The sequence below is a fragment of the Saccharopolyspora antiqui genome (assembly GCF_052246905.1).
Lineage (GTDB): Bacteria > Actinomycetota > Actinomycetes > Mycobacteriales > Pseudonocardiaceae > Saccharopolyspora.
Map to the genome: position 1 here is coordinate 245,026 of NZ_JBQQBO010000002.1, position 22,918 is coordinate 267,943.

The 22,918-nt window shown below is 70.1% G+C and carries 22 protein-coding genes; 18 read left to right on the forward strand and 4 right to left on the reverse strand.

The window, feature by feature from the left end:
• The first annotated feature begins 255 nt into the window (after positions 1-255).
• The 9 genes from rplM to ACTWQN_RS05715 all read left to right on the forward strand — a co-directional run bounded on the left by rplM (position 256) and on the right by ACTWQN_RS05715 (position 7,276).
• The gene (gene rplM, locus ACTWQN_RS05675; RefSeq protein WP_443202242.1) at positions 256-702 is read left to right on the forward strand and encodes a 50S ribosomal protein L13; all 447 of its coding nucleotides are present in this window, start codon (positions 256-258) and stop codon (positions 700-702) included.
• Positions 703-884: 182 nt separating this feature from the next.
• Positions 885-1,286 carry a 30S ribosomal protein S9 gene (rpsI, locus tag ACTWQN_RS05680; protein WP_443202501.1) on the forward strand — a complete coding sequence of 134 codons (402 nt, stop codon included), beginning with the start codon at positions 885-887 and terminating at the stop codon, positions 1,284-1,286.
• Positions 1,287-1,524: 238 nt separating this feature from the next.
• Positions 1,525-2,859 carry a phosphoglucosamine mutase gene (glmM, locus tag ACTWQN_RS05685; RefSeq protein ID WP_443202243.1) on the forward strand — a complete coding sequence of 445 codons (1,335 nt, stop codon included), beginning with the start codon at positions 1,525-1,527 and terminating at the stop codon, positions 2,857-2,859.
• A 52-nt stretch (positions 2,860-2,911) separates the two neighbouring features.
• Complete coding sequence (locus tag ACTWQN_RS05690) at positions 2,912-3,070, forward strand: hypothetical protein (RefSeq protein WP_443202244.1); 159 nt, start codon at positions 2,912-2,914, stop codon at positions 3,068-3,070.
• Between the two features lie 9 nt (positions 3,071-3,079).
• Positions 3,080-3,208, forward strand: coding sequence for a hypothetical protein (locus ACTWQN_RS05695; RefSeq protein WP_443202245.1), 129 nt, complete (start codon positions 3,080-3,082; stop codon positions 3,206-3,208).
• Positions 3,209-3,289: 81 nt separating this feature from the next.
• Complete coding sequence (locus ACTWQN_RS05700; protein ID WP_443202246.1) at positions 3,290-3,529, forward strand: hypothetical protein; 240 nt, start codon at positions 3,290-3,292, stop codon at positions 3,527-3,529.
• Between the two features lie 159 nt (positions 3,530-3,688).
• Positions 3,689-4,000 (forward strand): hypothetical protein, encoded by a 312-nt coding sequence (locus tag ACTWQN_RS05705; RefSeq protein ID WP_443202247.1) that lies wholly within the window; start codon positions 3,689-3,691, stop codon positions 3,998-4,000.
• Positions 4,000-6,639: a WXG100 family type VII secretion target gene (locus tag ACTWQN_RS05710; protein ID WP_443202248.1), complete on the forward strand. Its 2,640-nt coding sequence runs from the start codon at positions 4,000-4,002 to the stop codon at positions 6,637-6,639. The genes ACTWQN_RS05705 and ACTWQN_RS05710 overlap by 1 nt, the downstream gene beginning before the upstream one ends.
• A 34-nt stretch (positions 6,640-6,673) precedes the next feature.
• Complete coding sequence (locus ACTWQN_RS05715; RefSeq protein WP_443202249.1) at positions 6,674-7,276, forward strand: hypothetical protein; 603 nt, start codon at positions 6,674-6,676, stop codon at positions 7,274-7,276.
• Between the two features lie 110 nt (positions 7,277-7,386).
• Here ACTWQN_RS05715 and ACTWQN_RS05720 read toward each other — a convergent pair whose 3' ends face one another.
• Together ACTWQN_RS05720 and ACTWQN_RS05725 are read right to left on the reverse strand one after the other, a co-directional pair.
• A complete protein-coding gene (locus ACTWQN_RS05720) occupies positions 7,387-8,070 on the reverse strand; it encodes a hypothetical protein (RefSeq protein WP_443202250.1) in 684 nt (227 codons plus the stop codon).
• A 173-nt stretch (positions 8,071-8,243) separates the two neighbouring features.
• On the reverse strand, positions 8,244-9,080 hold the full coding sequence (locus ACTWQN_RS05725; protein ID WP_443202251.1) for a dienelactone hydrolase family protein: 837 nt from the start codon (positions 9,078-9,080) through the stop codon (positions 8,244-8,246).
• Between the two features lie 114 nt (positions 9,081-9,194).
• Between ACTWQN_RS05725 and glmS the strand changes: the two genes are divergently transcribed.
• From glmS to ACTWQN_RS05755, 6 genes are all read left to right on the forward strand, one after another.
• Positions 9,195-11,057 carry a glutamine--fructose-6-phosphate transaminase (isomerizing) gene (gene glmS, locus ACTWQN_RS05730; protein WP_443202252.1) on the forward strand — a complete coding sequence of 621 codons (1,863 nt, stop codon included), beginning with the start codon at positions 9,195-9,197 and terminating at the stop codon, positions 11,055-11,057.
• A 404-nt stretch (positions 11,058-11,461) separates the two neighbouring features.
• Positions 11,462-13,003 (forward strand): NAD(P)H-hydrate dehydratase, encoded by a 1,542-nt coding sequence (locus ACTWQN_RS05735; RefSeq protein WP_443202253.1) that lies wholly within the window; start codon positions 11,462-11,464, stop codon positions 13,001-13,003.
• Positions 13,004-13,208: 205 nt separating this feature from the next.
• Positions 13,209-14,354: an alanine racemase gene (alr, locus tag ACTWQN_RS05740; protein ID WP_443202254.1), complete on the forward strand. Its 1,146-nt coding sequence runs from the start codon at positions 13,209-13,211 to the stop codon at positions 14,352-14,354.
• Between the two features lie 61 nt (positions 14,355-14,415).
• Positions 14,416-15,510, forward strand: a complete 1,095-nt coding sequence (locus ACTWQN_RS05745; protein ID WP_443202255.1) for an alpha/beta fold hydrolase — start codon at positions 14,416-14,418, stop codon at positions 15,508-15,510.
• On the forward strand, positions 15,507-15,986 hold the full coding sequence (tsaE, locus tag ACTWQN_RS05750) for a tRNA (adenosine(37)-N6)-threonylcarbamoyltransferase complex ATPase subunit type 1 TsaE (protein WP_443202256.1): 480 nt from the start codon (positions 15,507-15,509) through the stop codon (positions 15,984-15,986). Before ACTWQN_RS05745 ends, tsaE begins: the two co-directional genes overlap by 4 nt.
• Positions 15,983-16,582 carry a DedA family protein gene (locus ACTWQN_RS05755; RefSeq protein WP_443202257.1) on the forward strand — a complete coding sequence of 200 codons (600 nt, stop codon included), beginning with the start codon at positions 15,983-15,985 and terminating at the stop codon, positions 16,580-16,582. Before tsaE ends, ACTWQN_RS05755 begins: the two co-directional genes overlap by 4 nt.
• 12 nt (positions 16,583-16,594) lie before the next feature.
• On the opposite strand, the gene ACTWQN_RS05760 is transcribed toward ACTWQN_RS05755, so the two are convergent.
• Positions 16,595-17,452, reverse strand: coding sequence for a PhzF family phenazine biosynthesis protein (locus ACTWQN_RS05760; RefSeq protein ID WP_443202258.1), 858 nt, complete (start codon positions 17,450-17,452; stop codon positions 16,595-16,597).
• An 86-nt stretch (positions 17,453-17,538) separates the two neighbouring features.
• Positions 17,539-18,318, reverse strand: a complete 780-nt coding sequence (locus ACTWQN_RS05765) for an IclR family transcriptional regulator (protein ID WP_443202259.1) — start codon at positions 18,316-18,318, stop codon at positions 17,539-17,541.
• A gap of 237 nt (positions 18,319-18,555) precedes the next feature.
• Here ACTWQN_RS05765 and aceB point away from each other — a divergent pair, with 237 nt between their 5' ends.
• From aceB to ACTWQN_RS05780, 3 genes are all read left to right on the forward strand, one after another.
• Complete coding sequence (gene aceB / locus ACTWQN_RS05770; protein ID WP_443202260.1) at positions 18,556-20,148, forward strand: malate synthase A; 1,593 nt, start codon at positions 18,556-18,558, stop codon at positions 20,146-20,148.
• A gap of 62 nt (positions 20,149-20,210) precedes the next feature.
• Positions 20,211-21,464: a DUF6986 family protein gene (locus tag ACTWQN_RS05775; RefSeq protein WP_443202261.1), complete on the forward strand. Its 1,254-nt coding sequence runs from the start codon at positions 20,211-20,213 to the stop codon at positions 21,462-21,464.
• 223 nt (positions 21,465-21,687) lie between these two features.
• Positions 21,688-22,791 carry an alcohol dehydrogenase catalytic domain-containing protein gene (locus tag ACTWQN_RS05780; RefSeq protein ID WP_443202262.1) on the forward strand — a complete coding sequence of 368 codons (1,104 nt, stop codon included), beginning with the start codon at positions 21,688-21,690 and terminating at the stop codon, positions 22,789-22,791.
• Positions 22,792-22,918 lie beyond the last annotated feature (127 nt).

Below are 22,918 nucleotides of genomic sequence, written 5' to 3' on the forward strand. Positions count from 1 at the left end.
GCGAGGTGCCAGGTCACAAACCTGCGAGCAGGTACTGCGGACCCGTTTTGACCGGCCCGGAAGCCACCAAGTACCCTGATTCTTTGTTGTGCGGTGCGCGGCTGCAGTTCGCGCCAGTGGATCGAATCGGCCCAGTTGCCGATCGCGGTCCCGGCGGCGGTGCTGGCGGACGTGCCGGTTCCCAGGGGAGTTCCTGCGGGGACCGACCGGCGGGCTCCGCACTGACGATCCCGACGCGAACGACGAGGTAGATCCGTGCGCACGTACAGCCCGAAGCCCGGCGAGGTGACTCGCGCCTGGCATGTGATCGACGCCGAGGATGTGGTGCTCGGCCGGTTGGCGACTCAGGCCGCAACGCTGCTGCGCGGCAAGCACAAGCCGATTTACGCGCCGCACATCGACACCGGCGACTTCGTCGTCATCGTCAACGCCGAGAAGGTGGCCCTCACCGGTAACAAGCGCGAGCAGGCGTTCCACTACCGGCACAGTGGCTACCCCGGTGGTCTGCGCAAGCAGTCCTTCGGAGAGGTGCTGCAGAAGCACCCCGAGCGGCTGCTCGAAAAGGCGATCAAGGGCATGTTGCCGAAGAACAAGCTCGGCCGCGCCATGGGCAAGAAGCTCAAGGTCTACGCCGGTCCGGAGCACCCGCACCAGGCCCAGAACCCGCAGCCGTTCGAGATCAACGCGAAGGTCGAGAAGTGACTGACGAACTTCAGCAGGAAGAGCAAGTGAACACCCCGGCTCCGGAGCAGACCGCCGAGGAGACCCCTGAGGCGGCTGCCGAAGAGCCTGAGGCGGTTGCCGAAGAGACTGTCGAGGCAGTTGCGGAAGAGACCGTCGAGGCAGTTGCGGAAGAGACCGTCGAGGCGGCTGCCCCCGCCCCGATCCCGGTGCCGACCGGCCGCCCGGTGCAGACCGTGGGTCGCCGCAAGGAAGCCGTCGTCCGGGTCCGGCTGGTGCCGGGCAGCGGTGGCTTCAAGCTCAACGGCAAGAGCCTTGAGCAGTACTTCCCGAACAAGGTGCACCAGCAGCTCATCAAGGAGCCGCTGGTCACCGTCGAGCGCGTGGAGAGCTTCGACGTGCTGGCCACGCTGCGCGGCGGCGGCCCCTCCGGGCAGGCCGGTGCGCTGCGCATGGCGATCGCCCGTGCGCTGGTGGCCTACGACGCCGACGACCGTCCGGCGCTGAAGAAGGCGGGCATGCTCACCCGTGACTCGCGGGAGAAGGAGCGCAAGAAGTACGGCCTCAAGAAGGCCCGCAAGGCGCCGCAGTACAGCAAGCGCTGACCCGAACTCCATCCGATCTGCGGGAGCAGTCACTCGTCCACTGCGGACGGGACTGCTCCCGCTGTCGTATGCACCGGCTGGTCCCGGACTTGTCCCCAACTCGGGTCCGCGTAGGTTGTCCGGTGGCAGGTGGTCATCTCGCGGGCGCGGGCTGACCGGCTGCAACGCTTCGAGGACAAGCACTCATCGCGGCGCGTCCGCGGCGTTTTCCGCTTCACACCAGGAGGATGTGCTGCTGATGGCTCGGTTGTTCGGCACCGACGGGGTGCGCGGGTTGGCCAACGCCGATCTGCCGCCCGAGTTGGCGATGTCGGTGGCCGCTGCGGCGGCACGGGTGCTCCACGACCGGGACGATTCGCAGCGCCGGGTTGCGCTGGTGGGCCGCGATCCGCGGGCCAGCGGCGAGATGTTGGAGGCGGCCGTCACAGCTGGCCTGACCTCGGCTGGTGCCGACGTGCTGCGGGTCGGCGTGCTGCCCACCCCGGCGGTGGCGCACCTGGTCGGAGAGCTGGGCGCGGACCTCGGGGTGATGATCTCCGCATCGCACAACCCGATGCCGGACAACGGGGTCAAGCTGTTCGCGGCGGGCGGCCACAAGCTGCCGGACGCCGTGGAGGACGAGATCGAGGCGCGTCTGAACGAGCAGGTCGACCGGCCCACCGGGGCCGGTGTCGGCCGGGTTCGCGATGTTCCCGACGCCGCGCGGCGTTACGTCGATCACCTCCTGGCGGCGGCGCCGCAGTCGCTGCGCGGGCTGAAGGTCGTGCTGGACTGCGCCAACGGCGCGGCGGCCGCTGCCGCACCCGAGGCCTATCGCCAGGCCGGTGCCGAGGTGATCGCGATCAACGCCGAGCCGGACGGCATCAACATCAACGACGGCGTCGGCTCGACGCACCTCGACGTGTTGCAGGCGGTGGTGGTCGAGCGCGGCGCGGATCTCGGGATCGCGCACGACGGCGACGCCGACCGCTGCCTCGCGGTGGATGCCAGCGGGGCCGTGGTGGACGGCGACCAGATCATGGCGATCCTCGCGGTGGCCATGCACGACAGCGGCGAGCTCACCGAGAACACGCTGGTCGCGACCGTGATGAGCAATCTCGGCCTGCACCTGGCGATGCGCGAGCACGGTGTCGAGCTGCGCACCACGGCGGTCGGCGACCGGTACGTGCTGGAAGAACTGCGTTCCGGCGGCTTCGCGCTCGGCGGCGAGCAGTCCGGTCACGTCGTGCTGCCCGGTCACGCCACCACCGGTGACGGCCTGCTCACCGCGCTGCGGCTGATGGGCCGGATGGCGGAGACCGGCACGCCGCTGGCGTCGTTGGCCAAGGTCATGCGCCGGTTGCCGCAGGTGCTGATCAACGTGCGGGTGGCGGACAAGGCCGCGGTGGTCGTGGCGCCCGAGGTGGTTGCGGCCGTGGCCGCGGCCGAATCGGAACTCGGCGAGAGCGGCCGGATCCTGCTGCGGCCCTCCGGCACCGAACAGCTGGTTCGGGTGATGGTCGAGGCGGAGAGTGAGGAGCACGCACAGGCCATCGCCGATCGGGTGGCTGAAATCGTTGGCACGATTCGGTGATCTTTGTGATTTCTATCGCTCAAAAGGTCACGATCTGTGAGACCCTGCTCACATGGGTGCCATCGTTGTCGCCATTGTCGTGGGTCTCGTCGCTGTCGGGCTCGTCGTCGCTCTTGTGATCTTCTCCGCGCTCGCGCTGGCCGGCCTCAAGGTCGTCAACGCCGCGCACGAGAGTCGATCCTGGTTCGTCAACCGCCGACGTCGAAGCTGAGCGTGCGAGATGCGCGGACGATTCCTCGGTGACCTGCTGGTGGTGCTGATCCTGCCCTTGGTGGTCATGATCCTGGGTGCCTTCGTGCTGGCCGTCGTCCTGGCGCAGGGCTGGGGCCTGCACACGGTTTTCGGCTGACCGGGGGACCTGACTGGTCCCCTGCTCCGGTTGAGCCGTTGTGGGTGCGTGAGCGCGGCGTTACCTGGCATGATCCAGATCATGGGTGCTGTGGAATTGTTGATCATCCTGGTCCCGCTCCTGCTCATCGGCGGAGCCGTGCTCACGATCGTGCTCGTCGTGCGGAGCAGTCGGAAGCGGTCGAACTACGCGCCTCCAGCGCCGTACGGCTATCCGCCGCAGCCGGGAAACCCGCAGCAGTTCCAGCAGTCGCCGCAGCAGCAGTACCCGCCGCAGCAGGGCTACGGCCAGCCGCCGCAGGGGCCGTACCCGCCGCAGTGATCGCGCAACCCTTCGCGGATGCAAGTACCTCGCCGGATCTGCTATTTCGCAGGGCGGAACCTGTCAAGATAAGGAACCAGATGGTCTTGACAGGCGTCGGAACGGTTACCGACGCGACCGTCCCGGTTGCGGGCGGTTCGGCGACGAGGAGGGGGAGCGGTGTCCGGGTTCGGGGCAAATGCCGGTGAATTCGTCTCCACAGCGGGAAGTGTCCGGGGGGCTGCGGACCCGGTCCGGGACGACCACAGCAAGAAGATCGGCGACCTGGGCATGGGTCAGGCCGACTTCGGCAAGGCGCACGGGGAGAATTTCCAGCCTTACCAGGAGGCGATGACGAAGATCTCCAAGTGCGTGGCCAGCATGGCCGACGCGATGGACGACTTCGCCGAGCGGTTGGAGAAGACCGGCTCCGGCTACGACTGGTCGGATGCCGAGGCGGCCGACACCGTCGGCAAGTCTGGGGGTAACTGATGTCGGACGAGAAGCCGAGTTGGGAAGAAGTAAAGAAGCTCCTCGACGACCCGAGCGTTTCGGACGACAAGAAGCGCCAGTTGGCGCTCGCCTATGCCGCCGATGATCAGGATGAGATCTGGGGCAACGGCATCGCCGACGAGGTCGAACCGTACCTCGACAAGTACGACGACGGCTTCTGGCGAGTTGAGGGCGAACGGGCGTCGACCTGGGACACCGAGGACAACCTCAAAGAGTCCTTCAACGACGCCAAGGGCGACGCCGACAAGGCCAACAAGGAGAAGGCCGAGCACGACAAGGCCGTCACCGACGGCAAGAACGCCTTGGAAGACAGCAAGCGGAAGGCCGAGAACGGCGAGAACGGCGGCGCGGGCGCGAAGTCCGGCGACGAGTTGCTCGACGCGGGTAAGCCGGGGCTGCTGTTCTTCGAGACCTGGGTGCCGCTGTACGAGAAGATCGAGCACGACTACAACGACAAGAGCAAGGTGCCCAAGGTCGACAAGATCAAGGAGCGCTACGACGAGCAGCGCCAGCTGAACTTCGACAAGTTCGCGAAGAACATCGACGACCTCAAAGGCGCCGAGAAGGGCATGCGCGAGTCGTTGCAGACCATGTCCGACAAGCTCGGTGGTCTGTGGAAGAGCTGGACCGGTGGTGCCTCGGACGCCTCGCAGGACTTCTTCTCCTCGGCGTTCACCCCGACCGCGCAGGAGCGGGTCATCACCACCGTCAGCGACGCGGCGTCGATGACGCAGGACACCGTCAAGGCGGTTGCCGAGTTCGTGCGCAGCAAGGCGTCCGCGGTGCTCGAACTCGACAAGTACGCCGAGAAGCTCGGTGAAAAGCCGCAGCAGGACTGGGACACCACGATCCAGGTCGCCAACGGCACCGACGACGACACCACGCTGCGCACCGCCTGCAAGATCTGGAACGTCGAGATCGACGAGGACTGCGGCGACCTCAGCGACGAGGCGAAGCAGAAGATCCAGGACGAGTGCCGCAAGGGCGTCCGCGAGTGCTTCGCCAAGACGGTGGAAGACCAGTGCAAGGGCTTCACCGAGCTCTGCGACAAGACCAAGAAGGACATCAACGACGCCTGGCAGAAGCTCAACACTGAGCTGGGCAAGGCAGAGGAGAACCCCTTCAAGAACCCCGGCGGCAAGGACGAGGGCGGGGACAAGAAGGGTGGCGGCGACAAGAGCGGCAACCAGCAGGGTGGCGGTCAAGGCGGCGGCTCGGGCGGCGGCGGTGGCGGCGGAACCGGTGGTGGTGGCAGTGGCGGCGGTGGCGGTGGCGGCGAGATGCCGAAGCCGCCGGAAATGCCCGAGATGCCGAAACCTCCGGAAATGCCGGAAATGCCGCCGGGCATGCCGCAGCCGGGCGAGGGCGGTGTCGGCGGGGCGCCTGGCGACCAGGAGCGGGTGACCCTCGGCGAGGGCAAGGACGCGGTCACCATCCAGGAGCCCAGTCCCGACGGCAAGACGCAGGTCGAGGTCATGGGCCCGGACGGCCAGATGAAGACCTACGAGGTCGACTTCGGCCCCGAGGGCGGCGCCCCCGGCCAGCCGATGCCCGGTCAGCCCATGCCTGGTCAACCGGGGCAGCCGATGCCCGGTCAGGGCGGCATGCAGACGATGCCCGCGCCGGGGCAGATGCCAGGTGGCATCGCGGCGCCCGGTGGCCAGCCGCCGATCCCGGTGCAGCCAGGTGAGGACGGCAAGGCCGTGATCCACGAGGGCGACCGCACCATCACGCTGGAGCGGACGCCGGACGGCAACATCAAGGTCAACGTGGACAACGGCGGCGGCCAGTCGCCGTTGAACCAGACGATCGACTTCGGCGAGGACCAGCGCCAGCAGCCGCAGCCGCCGAACCTCGGACAGTCGGAGCCCCTGCCGCCGTCCGAAGGGGGTCGACCGGGTGAGTACCGCGAGGCGTTCCGAGCCGAACCGGCGCCGGGCGTCTCGGCTCCGCAGTTCAGCGCGATGCCCGCGCCGGACCTGGGCACTCCGATGGGCGCGGTGCCCGCAGCGGATCTGGGCACCACGACGCCCGCCTTCGACCGCGGGGTGGGAACCATGCCCGCCTTCGACACCAGCGGCGGCGCTCCCGCGGAGCCCGGGTCGGTTGCCCCGGCCGCAGGCGCCCCGGCGCCCACCGCACCGCAGTCGGCGGGATCCGGCTCGTTCAGCCCGATGGGCGAGGGCGTGCAGAACTCGTTCGGCAGCGCCTCCGGGCAGTTGCTCGGCCTCGGCGGCGACCACCCGGGCAACCCCGGCTCGGTGCCGGGTGCACCCGGCCAGCCGGACGGGTCGACCGGGATGGCCTCGCTGCAGGACGCGGCGTCCGGCAGCCCGCAGGGCGCTACCGGGATGTCCTCCTTGGGCGACCCCGGTGGCCAGGCCGGTTCGGGCAGTTCATCCGGTTCGAGCGGCCAGTCCGGTCAGAGCTCCGCGATGGGCGGCGGCATGATGGGCGGCATGGGCGCGATGGGCGGTCAAGGCGGCGGCCAGCAGGGCGGCGAGCAGGAGCGCACCAACTCCAGCCCGTGGCGAACCCAGGGCCAGCTGTTCGACGACGGGGTCGACGCGTCGGGCGTCCGATTCCGTTCGGTGCTGGGTGAGGACCGGGAGCGGTGAGGCATGCCAGACGAGGCGATGAAGAGGTGGGCCGGTGACCGCCGTCAGTGACAACGCCAAGGCCTTCCGGAACCACATGGAAGGCATGGTCCGGGACAACGCGGCCAGCAGGCGTGTGATCGAGCAGAGCTGGCAGGACTCCGCCAAGGCGGCGGACAAGAGCGCCAAGGACCTCTCCGAGAAGGGGCAGAAGCTCGTCGAGCGCATCCGCGAGCGCGCCGCGAACATGCGCAAGGCCGAGGAGAGCGCCAAGCTCCAGGAAATCGCCGTCGGCGAGGAACCGGAGACCGAGGACGTCGATCCGGAGGTCGAGCGCTTCTCCCAGCAGCTGTACTCCCAGCAGCAGAGCAAGGTCGCGGCGGAGGAACCGGCCGCGACCACGGCCCAGTCGGCGCAACCGGATCGGCAGCCGCCGAGCGGGCGGGTCGGTCAGCACGCCGTGCCGGAACCGGCCCGCGCCGCGGAGCAGAACAGCGGCTGGAGCGTCCAAGCCGGTCGGTTCGGCCGCCGCAACCAGCAGCCGACACCGCCACCGGCGGCGGCACCGCAGCCGCCACCGCCGCCCAAACCGGCACCGCGGCGGCGGGCGGTGGTCGACGATGACGACGACTACGAGAACCAGAGCTGGTTGCGTTGACGAAACCGGTGGGGTGCGGAATTCCTCGCGCCCCACCGGTTTTCAGCGTTCATCGCGGAACTCGGCCAGCGCCTTCGACAACAACCCGGAGCACCGCGGGTTCGGTGGCGTCACTGGTAGAACTGCACCGGCGCGGTCGGTGCCGCGGTCTTGCCCTTGAGCGCGGCACGAACCGGTGGCAGCAGGCCGAAAACGGCGACGATGATCGCGAGCACGCACACGGTGAGGTGCGAACCGCTGGCCGCGGAGTAGGAAACGCCCTCGTTGGCCGCCGAGACCTGCGCGGTCGCGATGCGCAGCCCCACGGTCAGCACGCCGAACCCGCCGGTGATCACGGCGATGAGCCAGGCGATCGGCAGCCGGAGGAAGAACAGCACGGCGCAGGCGGCCATGCCGACCCCGGCCAGCACGCCGAGTGCGCTGGTGGCCCAGAACAGACCATCGGTGAGGCCCGCGTTGGTTTCGCGCTCGATCCCGCCCATGGTGCCGATGGCGTTGTCGATGAAGCCGATCCCCATGATCAGCGAGATGATCGCGGCGACCGCGCTGACCGCTCCCGCGATGTAGGCGAGCAGCGGTTTCGGCCCGCCCTGCGGCGCGCCGTAGGGCTGTTGCGGATAGCCCTGCTGCGGATACCCGGGCTGCTGCTGGAATCCCTGCGGCGGATATCCCGATTGCGGCGGATACCCGGGTTGTGGGGGCACGGGTTGTTGGGGATAGCCCGGCTGCGCCGGGTAGCCGGGTGGTGGACCCGGCTGCTGGGGTTGACCGTAGGGCGGCTGCGGCGACGTCATAGCTGCCGATTGTGGCCTACCGGATCAACCCCGTGGGCGACCTTCCCGCCAGGCACCGGTCGAGGCGGACTTCGCGTGCAACGCCAGTGGGCGGAGCCGCTCGTGGGTGAAATCCCGGTTCGCACCGGAACAACCACTCGCGAGTCCGGGACGAGGGCATGTCGAGCGTGCGGTCATGCTGCGGCGAGCTCGCCGCGGGTGTGCTCGTGGTCGATGCGGCTGCCGCCGATGTCGCTGCTCAGCAGCGCCTCGCCGTGCCGGTCGCCGGTCAGCGTGCGGAGGAAGAACGCGGTGAGCAGCGCCTTGGTCACCCGCTGCGTCGCGTACTCGGGCTTGCCGTGCAGCACCAGCTGAGTCCAGTGCCGTCCCTCGGTGAAGCCCAGGTGGCTCGCCTTCGGCACGGTCCGCAGCTGCACCGGACCGCCCCACGCACGGGCGATCGGCTCGGCGTTGGCCACCGGTGGAGCCAGCAGGTCGTTGCCCGCGGCGAGATGCAGACCGGGGACCGCGACCTGGCTCGCGGCGTCGAACGCCGAGGGCATGGTCTCGGCCGCCGCCAGCGTCGCCACCGCACGGATCCGGTCGTCCCCGGCCGCCGCGAGCACCGCGCAGCCGCCACCCATGGCGTGACCGGCGACGCCGAGCCGCGACGGGTCGACGCTGATCTCGCCGTCGCCGAGCCGGACTCCGACGCAGATGTCCAGCGCGGTCCGCAGATCCGTGCCGAACAGCCGGTGCGATGCGAACACGCCGCGCTGCGTGGCGGGCGCGGCGACCACGATGCCCCAAGAAGCGAGGTGTCGGAGCAGGCCGAGATAGCGCCGCGGCGGCTGCAACCACCCGTGCCCGAACGCGACCGCGGGCAGCCCGAGGCCGCTGCGCGGGGTGCAGACGATGCCGGGCAGGCCGACGAGGGCCAGGTCACCGTGCAGCACGTCGTGCGGTCCGCGCCGGGACAGCTCGTTGAACGCGTTCTTCGCGGAAGGGGCCTTCTTGGCAGTGCGCGCCATGGTCAGCAACGGTAGCGGACCTGCTCGTGCGCGCGCGGTAGCCGTTGGGGCGGAGTTTCCGATCCGACCAACGCCGACAGGTTCAGACCATGTGGAGTAGCTACGCTGTTCCGGGTGTGCGGCATCGTGGGTTACGTAGGACATCGCCAGGCGCTCGACGTGGTGCTGGGCGGACTTCGGCGACTTGAGTACCGGGGTTACGACTCGGCGGGGGTCGCGCTGCTCGACGGCGCGGGCAGCCTCGCGGTGCAGCGCGCCGCCGGTGCGCTGTCCAACTTGGAGAAGCGGCTCGCCGAGTCCGATGGCGACGAGTTCCTCGGTCACAGCGGCATGGGGCACACCCGGTGGGCGACGCACGGGGCGCCGACCGACCGCAACGCCCACCCGCACCGCGACGCCAGCGGGCAGGTCGCGGTGGTGCACAACGGCATCATCGAGAACTTCGCCGCGCTGCGCGCCGAACTGGAGGCGGCGGGCATCGAGATGGCCAGCGACACCGACACCGAAACCGCGGCGCACCTGGTCGCCGCCGCCTACACCAGCGGTCCGACCGCCGGTGATCTGACCGCCAGCGTGTGCGCGGTGGCCCGCCGCCTGGAAGGTGCCTTCACGCTCGTCGTCACGCACGCCGCCGAGCCCGGCAAGATCGTTGCCGCCCGGCGGTCGTCTCCGCTGGTCGTCGGGGTCGGCGAGGGCGAGCACTTCGTCGCCTCGGACGTCGCCGCGTTCATCGAGCACACCCGCAACGCCGTGGAACTAGGCCAGGACCAGGTGGTCACCATCACCCGGGACGGCTACCGGGTGACCGACTTCAACGCCGAGGACGTCGAGGCCAAGCCGTTCAGCGTCGACTGGGACCTGTCGGCGGCGGAGAAGGGCGGCCACGACTACTTCATGCTCAAGGAGATCGACGAGCAGCCCGAAGCGCTGGAGAACACGCTGCGCGGCCACTTCGCCGACGGTGGCATCGTGCTCGACGAGCTCCGGATCACCGAGCAGGACCTGCGTGATGTCGACAAGGTCTTCGTGGTCGCCTGCGGCACCGCGTACCACTCCGGGTTGCTCGCCAAGTACGCCATCGAGCACTGGTGCCGGGTGCCGGTGGAGGTGGAGCTGGCCAGCGAGTTCCGGTACCGCGACCCGGTGCTGGGGCGGGACACGCTGGTGGTGGCGATCTCGCAGTCCGGCGAGACCGCCGACACCCTGGAAGCGGTGCGGCACGCGCGCACCCAGCGGGCGCGGGTGCTGGCGATCTGCAACACCAACGGCGCGCAGATCCCGCGCGAATCCGATGCGGTGCTCTACACCCACGCCGGACCGGAGATCGGAGTCGCGGCGACCAAGACGTTCCTGGCCCAGATCGCGGCGAACTACCTGGTCGGACTGGCCCTGGCGCAGGCGCGCGGCACGAAGTACTCCGACGAGGTGGCGCGGGAGTTCGCGGAGCTGGCCGCGATGCCCGAGGCGGTCCGCCAGACGTTGTCCACAGTGGAGCAGGTGCGGCGGCTGGGTCGGGAGATGGCCGATGCCAAGGCGGTGCTGTTCCTCGGGCGGCACGTCGGGTACCCGGTGGCGCTGGAGGGCGCGCTCAAGCTCAAGGAACTCGCCTACATGCACGCCGAGGGCTTCGCCGCCGGTGAGCTCAAGCACGGGCCGATCGCGCTGATCGAGGACGACCTGCCGGTGGTCGTGGTCATGCCTTCGCCCACCGGGCGGGCGCTGCTGCACGCCAAGATGGTCTCCAACATCCGCGAGATCCAGGCCCGCGGCGCGCGGACCATCGTCATCGCCGAGGAGGGCGACGAAGAGGTCCGCCCGTTCGCCGATGAGCTGGTCACCATCCCGGCGGTGCCGACCCTGCTGCAGCCGCTGGTGTCCACGGTCCCGTTGCAGGTGCTGGCAGCGGAGATCGCCCGAGCCCGCGGCTACGACGTCGACAAACCCCGAAACCTCGCCAAATCCGTCACCGTCGAGTGAATTTTCCCAGGTGAGGGGCACCTGTGACCAAGTAACTGGGTCACGGGTGCCCCTCACTCGTACTCCAGACGGGGGAAGGTGACGGTTCGTCGGGCTGCCGCCTGCGGGCGCGTCGGGCCCGGCGCGGGATGGCGCCGATCACCGGTGCGGCGCGGCGGGCAGACTGTGCGGAACAAACCGGCCAGGTTCTGGGTGCCTGTTCGTGGTCTTTGCGGCGGCGCAGCCGCTTGCGCCGCCGCGGGTTCTCAGACTCTGGCCACTGGCGTTCGCTGGGAGGCCTGCCTCGACGTGGTGTATCGGACATACATGATGTTGGGGATCGGCGGAGCGAGACGGCGTCTGGGGTTCCGCCACCCGCACCGCGAAGCAAAGCCAATTCGAAGAAAGCTCCGAGGGAGGACGCGATGCACGGAGTTTGGACGCCGGAGCAGATCCGCGGCGCTGAGCAGCGGTTGTTCGCCCGGACCCCCGAACCGACCGTGATGCGCCGCGCCGCGTACGCCGTCTCGGTCCACACCGCGCGGGTGCTCGCCGAATTCACCGGCGGCGTGGCCGGTCGCCGCGTCGCGCTGCTCGTCGGGGCGGGCAACAACGGCGGCGACGCGCTGTGGGCGGGGGCGTTCCTCCGGCGCCGCGGAGTCGGCGTCACGGCGGTGCTGCTCGCCCCGGACAAGGCGCACCCCGCAGGCCTCGCCGCGTTGCGCCGCGCCGGGGGGCGTGCGGTACCGGCCGAAGGGCCGAGCCCGGACACCGCGGGGATCGGGGCCGAGGCCGCGGACGCGGTGGAGCGCGCCGACGCGGTGATCGACGGGATCGTGGGTCTGTCGGCGCGCGGCGCGCTGCGGCCGACGGCGGCGGAACTGGTGCGCCGGGTGACCGTGCCGATCATCGCCGTCGACCTGCCCAGCGGCGTCGATCCGGTCACCGGCGTGGTCGAGGGCCCGGCGGTGCTGGCGGATCTCACGGTGACCTTCGGCGGGCGCAAGCCGTGCCACGTGTTGGGCGCGGGCGCCGTGCACTCCGGCGATGTCGAGGTGATCGACATCGGGTTGGCGGGCGACCTCCCCGATCCCGAGCTCTACCTGCTGCAAGCCGCCGAGATCGGCGCCGGCTGGCCGGTGCCCGGGCCGACCGACGACAAGTACACCCAAGGTGTGGTCGGTGTGGCCGCCGGATCGGCGACCTACCCCGGTGCGGCGGTGCTCGCCAGCGGCGCTGCCGTGCAGGCGACCGCCGGGATGGTGCGGTACGCGGGTCCGGCCGCCGACGTGGTGCGATCGCGCTGGCCGGAGGTGGTGGCGACCGGCTCGGTCACCGATGCGGGGCGGGTGCAGGCGTGGGCGGTGGGGCCGGGGATCGGTCTCGGTGCCAGCGGGCGCGAGGTGCTGCAGCACGTGCTGGAATCCGGTCGACCGGTGTGCGCGGATGCCGACTCGATCACGCTGCTCGCGGGCGACGCGACGCTGTGGGATGCGCGGGACCCGGACGCGCCGCTGGTGCTGACACCGCATTCGGGCGAGTTCGCTCGGCTGTACCGCCAGGAGCTCGGTGCGGACCGGGTCGCCGCGGCGCGGGAGGTCGCCGCCCGCTTCGACGCCGTGGTGCTGCTCAAGGGCAACACCACCATCGTCGCCGCGCCGGACGGTCGGGTGCTCGTCAACGACGCCCGGCACGCCTGGCCGGCCACGGCAGGCTCCGGCGATGTGCTCACCGGCCTGATCGGCGCACTCCTGGCCAGCGGGCTGGATCCGTGGCTGGCCTGCGGATACGCCGCTCACGTTCACGCCATGGCCGCCGAACTCGCCGCGCGTGGCGGGCTCGGTCCCACCGCGGCCGAGTTGGGTGCTCCGATCGGAGCGTCCGCCCTGCTCGCGGCGGTCCCGGCCGCCATCCGAGCGGTTCGCGAAGCGGCGCTGCCCGGACGGGACAACTTCGCGAGAAATTGACATCACCCGGGTGACCCGGATTGATGACCCGGATTGGTAACGGAGCGTCGCGGTTCTCGCACTCCGGGGATGGGCGATTTCTCGCGGAATCGGCGCGGCAGCGTCGTCGCGGAGCGTGCGCATGGGGTTGGACCGGTGCGGTTCGGTCGGGTGACCTGGGCTGGAGCGAAAGGGGGCCGGGGTGATGTGGGAACATGGCCCTGCCATGAGTGACCAGCCCACGCATCGCGCCGACCTGCGCATCGACGTCGGTGCGATCCGCCACAACGTGCGGGTGCTCTCGGCGCGTGCCCGCGGTTCGGGCGCCCGCACGATGGTCATCGTGAAGGCCGACGGCTACGGGCACGGTGCGTTGACGGTCGCCCGTGCGGCACTCGATTCGGGTGCGGATTGCCTGGGTGTCGCCTCGCTCGACGAAGCCCTGCGATTGCGCGCCCGGGGCGTCGACGCCCCGCTGCTGTGCTGGCTGCACGCCGAAGGCGACGACTTCGCCCCAGCTGTCGCGGCGGGCATCGAACTGTCCGCGTCTTCGCAGGCCAGCCTGCACCGGATGGCCGCTGCGGCGAAGCAGCAGGACCGCGTCGTCCGGGTGCACCTCAAGATCGACACCGGGCTGTGCCGCAACGGCTGTCCGGCCGAGCTGTGGCCCGCGCTGGTGGAGGCCGCCGCGAAGGCCGAGGCCGACGGGCACGTCGAGGTCGTGGCGGTGTGGTCGCACCTGGCGTGCGCCGACGAGCTGGACCACCCCTCGATCGACCGGCAAGCCGAGCGCTTCCACCGGGCCTACCAGCAGGCGCGGACGGCCGGGCTGAACCCGATCCGGCACCTCGCCAACTCGGCGGCCGTGCTGACCCGTCCCGATCTGCACTTCGAGCTGGTGCGGCCGGGCATCGCGGTCTACGGCCTGGATCCCGTTCCGCAGCACGGGGATCACGACCTGCGACCGGCGATGACGTTCCGCTCCTCGGTGGCGTTGACCAAGCGCGTCGGGGCGGGCGAAAGCGTCTCCTACGGCCATACCTGGACGGCTAAGCGGTCCACCAACCTCGCGTTGGTGCCGGTGGGTTACGCCGACGGCGTGCCGCGCACCCTCTCCGGTCGGATGTCGGTGTGGCTGGCCGGACAGCGGCGGCCGGTGGTCGGCCGGGTGTGCATGGACCAGCTGGTGGTGGACTGCGGCGACGACCGGATCGGCGAAGGCGACGAGGTGTTGCTGTTCGGGCCGGGCGACCGGGGCGAACCGACGGCCGCGGAGTGGGCCGAGGAAATCGGCACGATCCACTACGAGATCGTCACCGGCATGTACCGCCCGCGGGTGACGCGTACCGTCGTAGGTGCGGAGGCGTCATGAGCGACAAATTCGTCCCGTGCGCTCGGGAGAGCCGCCCGGCTCCGATTCTCGTGGAGACGTCGTGAAACCGGTTTGGCAGGCGTTGGCCTGGACCAGCGGGGTGCTGGGTGCCGCGATCACCGGCGCCGCGGTCGGCGTCGCCGCGCACAGTTCGCGGGTCGCCGCGCAGCGCAAGGTCGACGACCCGTACGCCGACGAACCGTTCGGCAGGCTCCGGCCGGACCGGCAGTCCACTGTGGCCGCCGACGACGGGGTTCCGCTGTCGGTGCAGGAGATCCAGCCCGCTGATGGCGGCGAGCCGGAGCTGACCGTGGTGCTGGTGCACGGTTTCGCGCTGGACTCCCGCTGCTGGCACTTCCAACGCCGCGACCTGCCGGGGCTGACCGATCCGAAGGTTCGGCTGGTGGTCTTCGACCAGCGCAGCCACGGTCGTTCCGGTCATTCCTCCAAGCGCAACAGCACGATCGAGCAGCTCGGTCGAGATCTGGACGCGGTGCTGCGCGCGATGGCGCGCAAGGGACCGATCGCGCTCATCGGGCATTCGATGGGTGGGATGGCGATCATGGCGCTCGCCGAGCAGCGCCCGGCGCTGTTCCGCGACCGGGTCCGCGCGGTCGCGCTGATCAGCACCTCCGCCGGTGCGGTCGGCGCGTCGGGGTTGCCCCGGCCTTGGCTGTCGCGCGCCAATCCGGTGCCGCGTGGGCTCGCGCTGCTCTCGGACCTCCAGCCCGACCTGGTGGAACGCACCCGCAAGATCGGTGATCGGTTGACCTGGAACCTGGTTCGCAACCTGTCGTTCGGGGACCGGGAGATCTCGCCGTCGGTGGTGGATCTGATGGCCGACATGATCGGTGCCACCACCGTCGAGGTGGTCACCGATTTCCTGGAGACGATCAACTTGCACGACCGCAAGACCGCGCTGGCCGCGCTGCGGTCCTGCGAGGTGCTGGTGCTCAGCGGCGACGCCGACCGGGTCACCCCGTTCTCGCCGCATGCCGAGGTGCTCGCCGCGGAACTGCCGAACGCGACGTTGGTCCGGGCCGAAGGCGCTGGACATCCGGTGATGCTGGAGCAGCCCGAGCTGGTCACCGAGCAGCTGAGCGCGCTGCTGCGCCGCGCGGTCGGGGAGAAGACCGGGGAGGTGACCGGAAGTTGAGCTCCGCACTGCAGACCGTCGAACTGCCGCAGGAGTCCGACACGCTCGATTTCGGCCGACGGCTGGGGGCCGTGCTGCGCGCGGGTGACCTCGTGCTGCTGGACGGGCCGCTCGGCGCGGGCAAGACCGTGCTGGCGCGCGGGATCGCGGCGGGCATGGGGGTTACCGGGGCGGTGACGTCGCCGACGTTCGTGATCGCTCGGGTGCACCGGCCGGAATCCGGTGACGGCCCGGCGCTGGTGCACGTCGACGCCTACCGGCTGGCCGGGTTGGACGAGATCGACGACCTGGACCTGGACACCGATCTGACGGACGCCGCGGTCGTCGTGGAATGGGGCGAGGGCCTCGCCGAGCGGCTCGCCGATGCCTATCTGCTGCTGCGGATCCGCCGTCGGGAAGACGACGTCCGCGAGATCACCGTGCAGCCGTACGGCGAAACCTGGGGTGCGCGGCTCGTCGAAGCCCTCGCCCGGTGACGGACTTCCTGGCCGGGATCCCCGGTCCGGTCGCGCTGGTGGCCGCGGTCGCGTTGTTGTTCGCCGAATCCGGCCTGCTGATCGGGGTTTTCCTGCCGGGTTCGGGCACGGTCCTGGCGCTCGGTTGGCTGGCCGGGCACGGGGTCGTGGAGGTGTGGGTGGCTGCGGTGGGCGCTTTCCTCGCGACGGCTTCCGGTTGCCAGCACGGTTATTTCCGCGGTCGACATGATGGTTTGCTGCGGCGGCACCTGGTCAAGCGGCTGGGTGAGCAGCGGTTCGCCCGCTTGGAGTCCGCATTGGACGGACGAGCCGAGGTGACCGTGGTGGTGTCGCAGTGCTTCGCCGTGGTGCGGACGCTGGTCCCCCGGCTCGCCGGTCGCTGCGAGATGACTCACCTGCGGTTCACGATCTGCAACGTCCCGGTGGCCGCCGCGTGGGCGACCACGTTGGTGCTGCTGGGCGCTTGGTCGGGCGCCGCGTACGAGCGGGTGCAGACCGTCGTGGGGCTCGCGGGACTGCCGCTGCTCACCATCGCCGCGCTGATCGCGCTGGCCGTGTGGTGGATCCGCCGCAAGCGGCTCCGCCAGCCGTCGTGAGCGTCCCGATGTTCAGGGCTCGATGCGGGTGGCGGTGCCGGTGACGCGGATCCGATCATCAGGTGCGGAAACCCCGACGTCGAGGATGCTGGGACGGCCCAGGTCATCGCCCTGGTGGATGCGGAAGGTCGCCGGTGCGGTGATCAGGCCGAGGTGCTTGAGGTAGCCGCCGAACGCGGCGGCTGCGGCGCCGGTCGCCGGGTCCTCCACCACGCCGCCCGGCGGAAACGGGTTGCGGGCGTGGAACACGTCGGGACCCGCGCGCCAGATCAGCTGCAGCGTCGTCCAGTCCTGTTCGGACATCAGCTTGGCCAACCGGTCGAAATCGTAGGACAGCGCGGCCAACGTGTCTCTTGTGGACAGTCCTAGGACGAGGTGGTGCGCGCCGCCGTAGGCGACTCGGGGCGGCAGGTCCGGGTCGAGGTCGGCAGCGGTCCAGCGGAGCGCGGCGAGAGCCTCGTCGACGGCGCCCGGTTCGGCGGCCGCGATCGAGGTCGCAACGCTGGTCAGGGTCGCGGTGTGCCGTCCGGAGTCGTCGACCTGGGTGTCCACGGTGACCAGTCCGGCCTGGGTGCGCAGTTCGATCTGGCCGGTTCCGTCGCGTTCGGCCAGGGCGACGGCCGTCGCAATGGTGGCGTGCCCGCAGAAGGGCACCTCGGCCTTCGGGCTGAAGTAACGGATGTCGTACTCGCGGTTGCCGCGGTTGAACACGAACGCGGTCTCGGAATACCCGACATCGGCGGCGATCCGCAGCATGTCGGAATCGCTCGACCCCGCTGGATCGAGCACCACTCCGGCGGGATTCCCGCCGCGCGGATCACTGCTGAACGCCACCAACCGCTGCACGTCGATACCCACCGGGACACCCACCGGCCAACTCCTCTCCGTTTGCGGACACCGTCCCCAACCTTCTCGAAGCGGCACTCATTCCCGCCGGTCGGGACCGAGCGAAGGTGTCAGGCGGTGTTGCTGACGCTCAGTTCGGCGGACAGGTCGTGGGCCAGGCGTTGCATCAGCGGGATGACCTCGTCGGTGGAGATCCGGGTCATCCGACCCTCCGGGCCGCTGATGGAGATCGCCGCGCCCGCAGGCGCGCCCGGCACCGCCACGGCGTAGCAGCGCACGCCGACCTCCTGCTCGCCGTCGTCCAGCGCATAGCCCTGCTGCCGGACCCGGCCGAGTTCCTCCTGCATCGTCTCGACGGTGGTGATGGTGCGTTCGGTCTGCGGCCGCATCCCGGCACGGGTGAGCATCTGCGCCACCGCATCCGAGGGCAGGTTCGCCATGACGGCCTTGCCGACCGCCGTGGCATGTGCGTCAACCCGCCTGCCGACCTCGGTGAACATCCGCATGGAGTGCTGCGAGGGAACCTGCGCGACGTAGACGATCTGCTCCCCGTCGAGCACCGCCATGTTGGAGGTCTCGCCGGTGGCCTCGGTGAGCTCGGCCAGGTAGGGCCGGGCCCACGAGCCGAGCGCCCGGCTGGCGGTCTCGCCGAGGCGGATCAGCCGAGGCCCGAGCGCGTAGCGCCGGGACGGTTGTTGGCGGGCGTAGCCGCTGCTCACCAGGGTGCGGATGATCCGGTGGATGGTCGGTAGCGGCAAGCCGGATTTCTCGGCGAGCTCGGACAGCGCGACTTCACCACCCGCATCGGCCATCAGCTCTAGGAGTTCGAAGGTGCGCTCGACCGACTGCACCCCTCCGCGTTGGTTCGCCCGCTGCGGGCCAGTGGTCATCGCAGAACTCCTTCTCACACCCTTGGCTTGAGCCGAAGTCTAGTCCGTGGCGGGTGCGCCAGCTCATGTTGCTTCGAACGCTATACGGAAACTAACATCCACGATGCAGAATACATAACGGGCGTACCGCTAGCGGAGCGGGCGTCGCGCGCCGTCGGGTGCGCGGCGGCTCGCCACGCGGCAAGGTGGGCCATCAGCCACCGTCTGAACCCGGCAGCAGAAAGAGGTGGACCTCTCATGTCCGATTCGGCAGCAGGAGTGCAGGTGCTTGGCCGCGCCGTTGAGCGCGGCGACGAAATCCTCACCAAGGAGGCGCTGGAATTCGTCGCCGGCCTGCAGCGCGCCTTCGGCGCACGGCGCGACGAACTGCTGGCCCGCCGCGCGCAGCGCCGCGCGGAGGCCGCCCGCAAGGGGCGACTGGACTTCCTCGACGAGACCCGGCACATCCGCGAGGGCGAGTGGCGGGTGGTCGAGCCGCCCGCCGACATCGCCGACCGCCGCGTCGAGATCACCGGCCCGACCGACCGCAAGATGGCGATCAACGCGCTGAACTCCGGTGCGCGCATCTGGCTGGCCGACTTGGAAGATGCCAACACCCCGCACTGGCACAACGTGGTCTCCGGCCAGGTCAACCTCCGCGACCTGGTGCGCAAGCAGATCGAGCTGACCACGCCCGAAGGCAAGCACTACAAGCTGCGCGACGACATCAAGCACGCCGTCCCGCTGGTCCGCCCGCGCGGCTGGCACCTCAACGAGAAGCACCTGCTCGTCGACGGTGAGCAGACCGTCGGTGCGCTGGTCGACTTCGGCCTGCACTTCTTCCACAACGCCCAGGAGCTGGTCAGCCGCGGCAGCGGGCCGTACTTCTACCTGCCCAAGATGGAAAGCCACCTCGAAGCGCGGCTGTGGAACGACGTGTTCACCGACGCCCAGCAGGAGCTCGGCATTCCGCACGGCACGGTGCGCGCCACGGTGCTGATCGAGACCTACCCGGCCGCGTTCGAGATGGAGGAGATCCTCTACGAACTGCGCGACCACTCCGCGGGCCTCAACGCCGGTCGCTGGGACTACCTGTTCAGCGTGATCAAGACCTTCCGCGACTCCGACCAGTACATCCTGCCGGACCGCAACTCCGTCACCATGACCGCGCCGTTCATGCGCGCCTACACCGAACTGCTGGTGCGCACCTGCCACAAGCGCGGTGCGTTCGCCATCGGTGGCATGGCCGCGTTCATCCCGACCAAGGACCCGGCCACCAACGAGGCGGCGATGGCCAAGGTGCACGACGACAAGAGGCGCGAGGCCGGTGACGGCTTCGACGGCTCCTGGGTCGCCCACCCCGGTCTGGTGCGGATCTGCTTCGAGGAGTTCGACGCGGTGCTGGGCGACAAGCCCAACCAGATCGACCGCACCCGCGACGAGGTCTCGGTGACCGCCGACCAGCTGCTCGCGGTGGCCGACACGCCTGGTGAGAAGACCATCGAGGGCCTGCGCGCCGCGGTCGACGTCGGCGTCCGCTACATCGCTTCGTGGCTGGGCGGCAACGGCGCGGCCGCGATCCACAACCTCATGGAGGACGCCGCGACCGCCGAGATCTCGCGGTCGCAGATCTGGCAGTGGCTGCACAACGACGTGGTGCTGGCCGGTGGCGAGCGGGTTACCGGAGATCTGGTCCGCGAGGTGCTGGCGGACACCGAGAAGCAGTTGCGGGCCGAAGACGGTTTCCCGGCCGACGACCTGGGCCGGGCGATCGAGCTGTTCGAGCAGGTGGCGGTGGCCGACGAGTTCGTCGACTTCCTGACGCTGCCCGCCTACGAGCAGATCGACTGACCAACCGGTGCGCCTGCCGGGTTCGCCCCGGCAGGCGTGCGGGCCTTTCGAAGGGAGCGCAAGTGGCCAGAACTTCGCTGGAATCCGCCGAGATCGCCCGGCGGCTCGCCCGTCTGTCCGCAGTGGACGAACACATCGCCCGGGTGTACCCGGGGGCGAGGGCGGCTCGGCAGCCGGTGCACACCTGCTACGTGCCAGCGAACAAGGTCGACGCCGAAACGGTGCGGCAGTGGGGGCGGGAGGCGCTGGCCGCGCTCGACCGGGACGCGGCCCGGCCCGCGGACTTCGTCGAAATCCTCGGGCTGGACGCCCAGATCGCGCAGGCCGTGCACCCGCGGGTGCGGGCGAAGCTGGGCAGCGCTGCGGTCGAGGACCTGCGCATCGACTTCGAAGACGGCTACGGCGCTCCCGGCGACGACGTCGAGGACGCCGACGCCGAGCGCACCGCCGGGGTGATCGCCGGGTGGCTGCGCGACGGTGCGGAACCGGCGAACTTCGGCCTGCGGGTCAAATCCTTCGACACCCCCGAGTTGCGGGACCGTTCGGTGCGCACGCTCGACGTCTTCCTCACCGCGCTGTTGCAGCAGTGGGGCAGCCTGCCCGGCGGGTTCGTGCTCACCTTCCCGAAGGTCGTCGACGTCGCGCAGGTCGAGGTGTTCGTCGAGTTGCTGGAGCTCTTCGAGCAGCAGTTGGGCTTGCCGGAGCGGTCGTTGCGCTTCGAGATCCAGGTGGAGACCACCCAGTCCATCGTGGATTCGCGAGGGCGGTTCGCGCTGCCGCTGTTCCTGCGGGCCGGCGGTGGCCGGGTCACCGGGCTGCACTTCGGCACCTACGACTACACCGCCAGCTGCGGGCTGACCGCCGCGCACCAGCACCTCGCGCACCGCGCCTGCGATTTCGCGCGGCACGCGATGCAGGTGTCGGCGGCCGGAACCGGGGTGTTCCTGTCGGACGGTTCGACGAACGTGCTCCCGGTCGGCGATCAGGTGCACCTCGGCTGGCGAACCCACTACGAGCTGACCCGCCGCTCGCTGGAGCACGGCTTCTACCAGGGTTGGGACATGCACCCGGCGCAGCTGGTGACCAGGTACGCGGCGGTGTTCGCGGCCTTTCGCGACTCGGCCCCGGCCGAAGCCGCGCGGCTGTCGGCGTACGTGTCGGCCACCGGCGGCGCGGTGCTGGACGAGCCCGCGACCGCGCGGGCGCTGGCGGCGTCCTTCGTGCGGGCGCTGGACAACGGCGGCACCGACGCCGACGAGGTCAAGCAGCTGACCGGCCTGTCCGAGGCGGAGCTCCGCAAGCTCGGCCGCCTCTGACCACGTTCGAGTGAACGGTGAAGGGCACCTTTGACCGGCATAGTCGGTCAAAGGTGCCCTTCACCTGTGCGAATTGGCTCGATCGGGTGGTGTGGGCGTCCGCATGAGGTCCGAAGAAGGTTCACGGGGATCGCCAGGGTTCTCGCATGGTGGGCGGCCCACTGGACAAGGTCCGTTCGGCATGAGCAGATGTGCATGAATCCGCTGGTGAAGGAGTGTGGTGATGAAGATCAGGGGTGCGGTGCTGCAGGAGTGCGGTCGGCCGGGGCCGTGGCAGCAGTCCCAACCGCTAGCCGTCACCGAGCTCGACCTCGACGAGCCGGGGCCTGGTGAGCTGCTGGTGCGGTTGGAGGCGGCCGGGGTCTGCCACTCCGATCTGTCCGTTGTGGACGGAAATCGGCCGAGACCGGTGCCGATGCTGCTCGGGCACGAGGCCTGCGGCCGGATCACCAAGGTGGGTGCCGGGGTCGCGGATCTCGCCGAGGGGCAGCGGGTGGTGCTGTACTTCGTGCCCCGGTGCGAAGAATGCGACGCGTGCCGCGCGGGCGGGCGTCAGCTGTGCTCACCGGGCTGGGCGGCCAACGGCGCGGGCACGCTGCTCTCCGGTGCGCGCCGCCTGCACTGGGACGACCGGGAGGTGCACCACCACTGCGGCGTTTCCGGATTCGCCACGCACGCGGTGGTGGACCGCCACTCCGTGGTGCCGATCGCCGACGACGTGCCGCCGGAGATCGGCGCGCTGCTCGGCTGCGCGGTGCTGACCGGTGGCGGTGCGGTGAAGAACGCGGCCCGGCTCGAACCGGGCGAGGACGTCACGGTGGTCGGCGTCGGTGGGGTCGGCATGGCGGCGGTGCTCGTCGCGCTCGCCCGCGGCGCCGGGAGCGTGACGGTCATCGATCCGTTGCCGGGCAAGCGGTCTCGCGGTCTTGAGCTCGGTGCGGCGAAGGCGTTGACGCCGGACGAGGCAACCGAGTCGGGGCACAAGACGTCGGTGGTCGTCGAGGCGAGCGGCAACGCGAAGGCGTTCGAGACGGCCGTCTCGGTGACGGCACCCGGCGGGCGGACCGTGTCGGTCGGCTTGGCCTCGCCGGAGGCGCGCAGCAGCATCTCGCCGTTGGCGCTGGTGAGCGAGACGCGCACCATCATCGGGTCGTTCCTCGGATCCGGTCTGCCCGCGCAGGACATCCCGGAGTACGCGGACCTGTGGCGGGCGGGCAGGCTGCCGATCGACCAGCTGGTGTCGGGCAAGATCGACCTGGACGAGATCAACTACGCGATGGACGAACTCTCCGCTGGCCGAGCCATGCGCCAGGTCATCCGCTTCTGACCCCGGGTGTGGGCGATTTCGCGAGAAATCGCCGCTACCCGTGGGGCGAGGGTGGTGATTTCGCGAGAAATCGCCCCTTCTCCTGCGACGGCGGGTCCCCGGTGCCGGGGAACCGTACGCGCGGTGC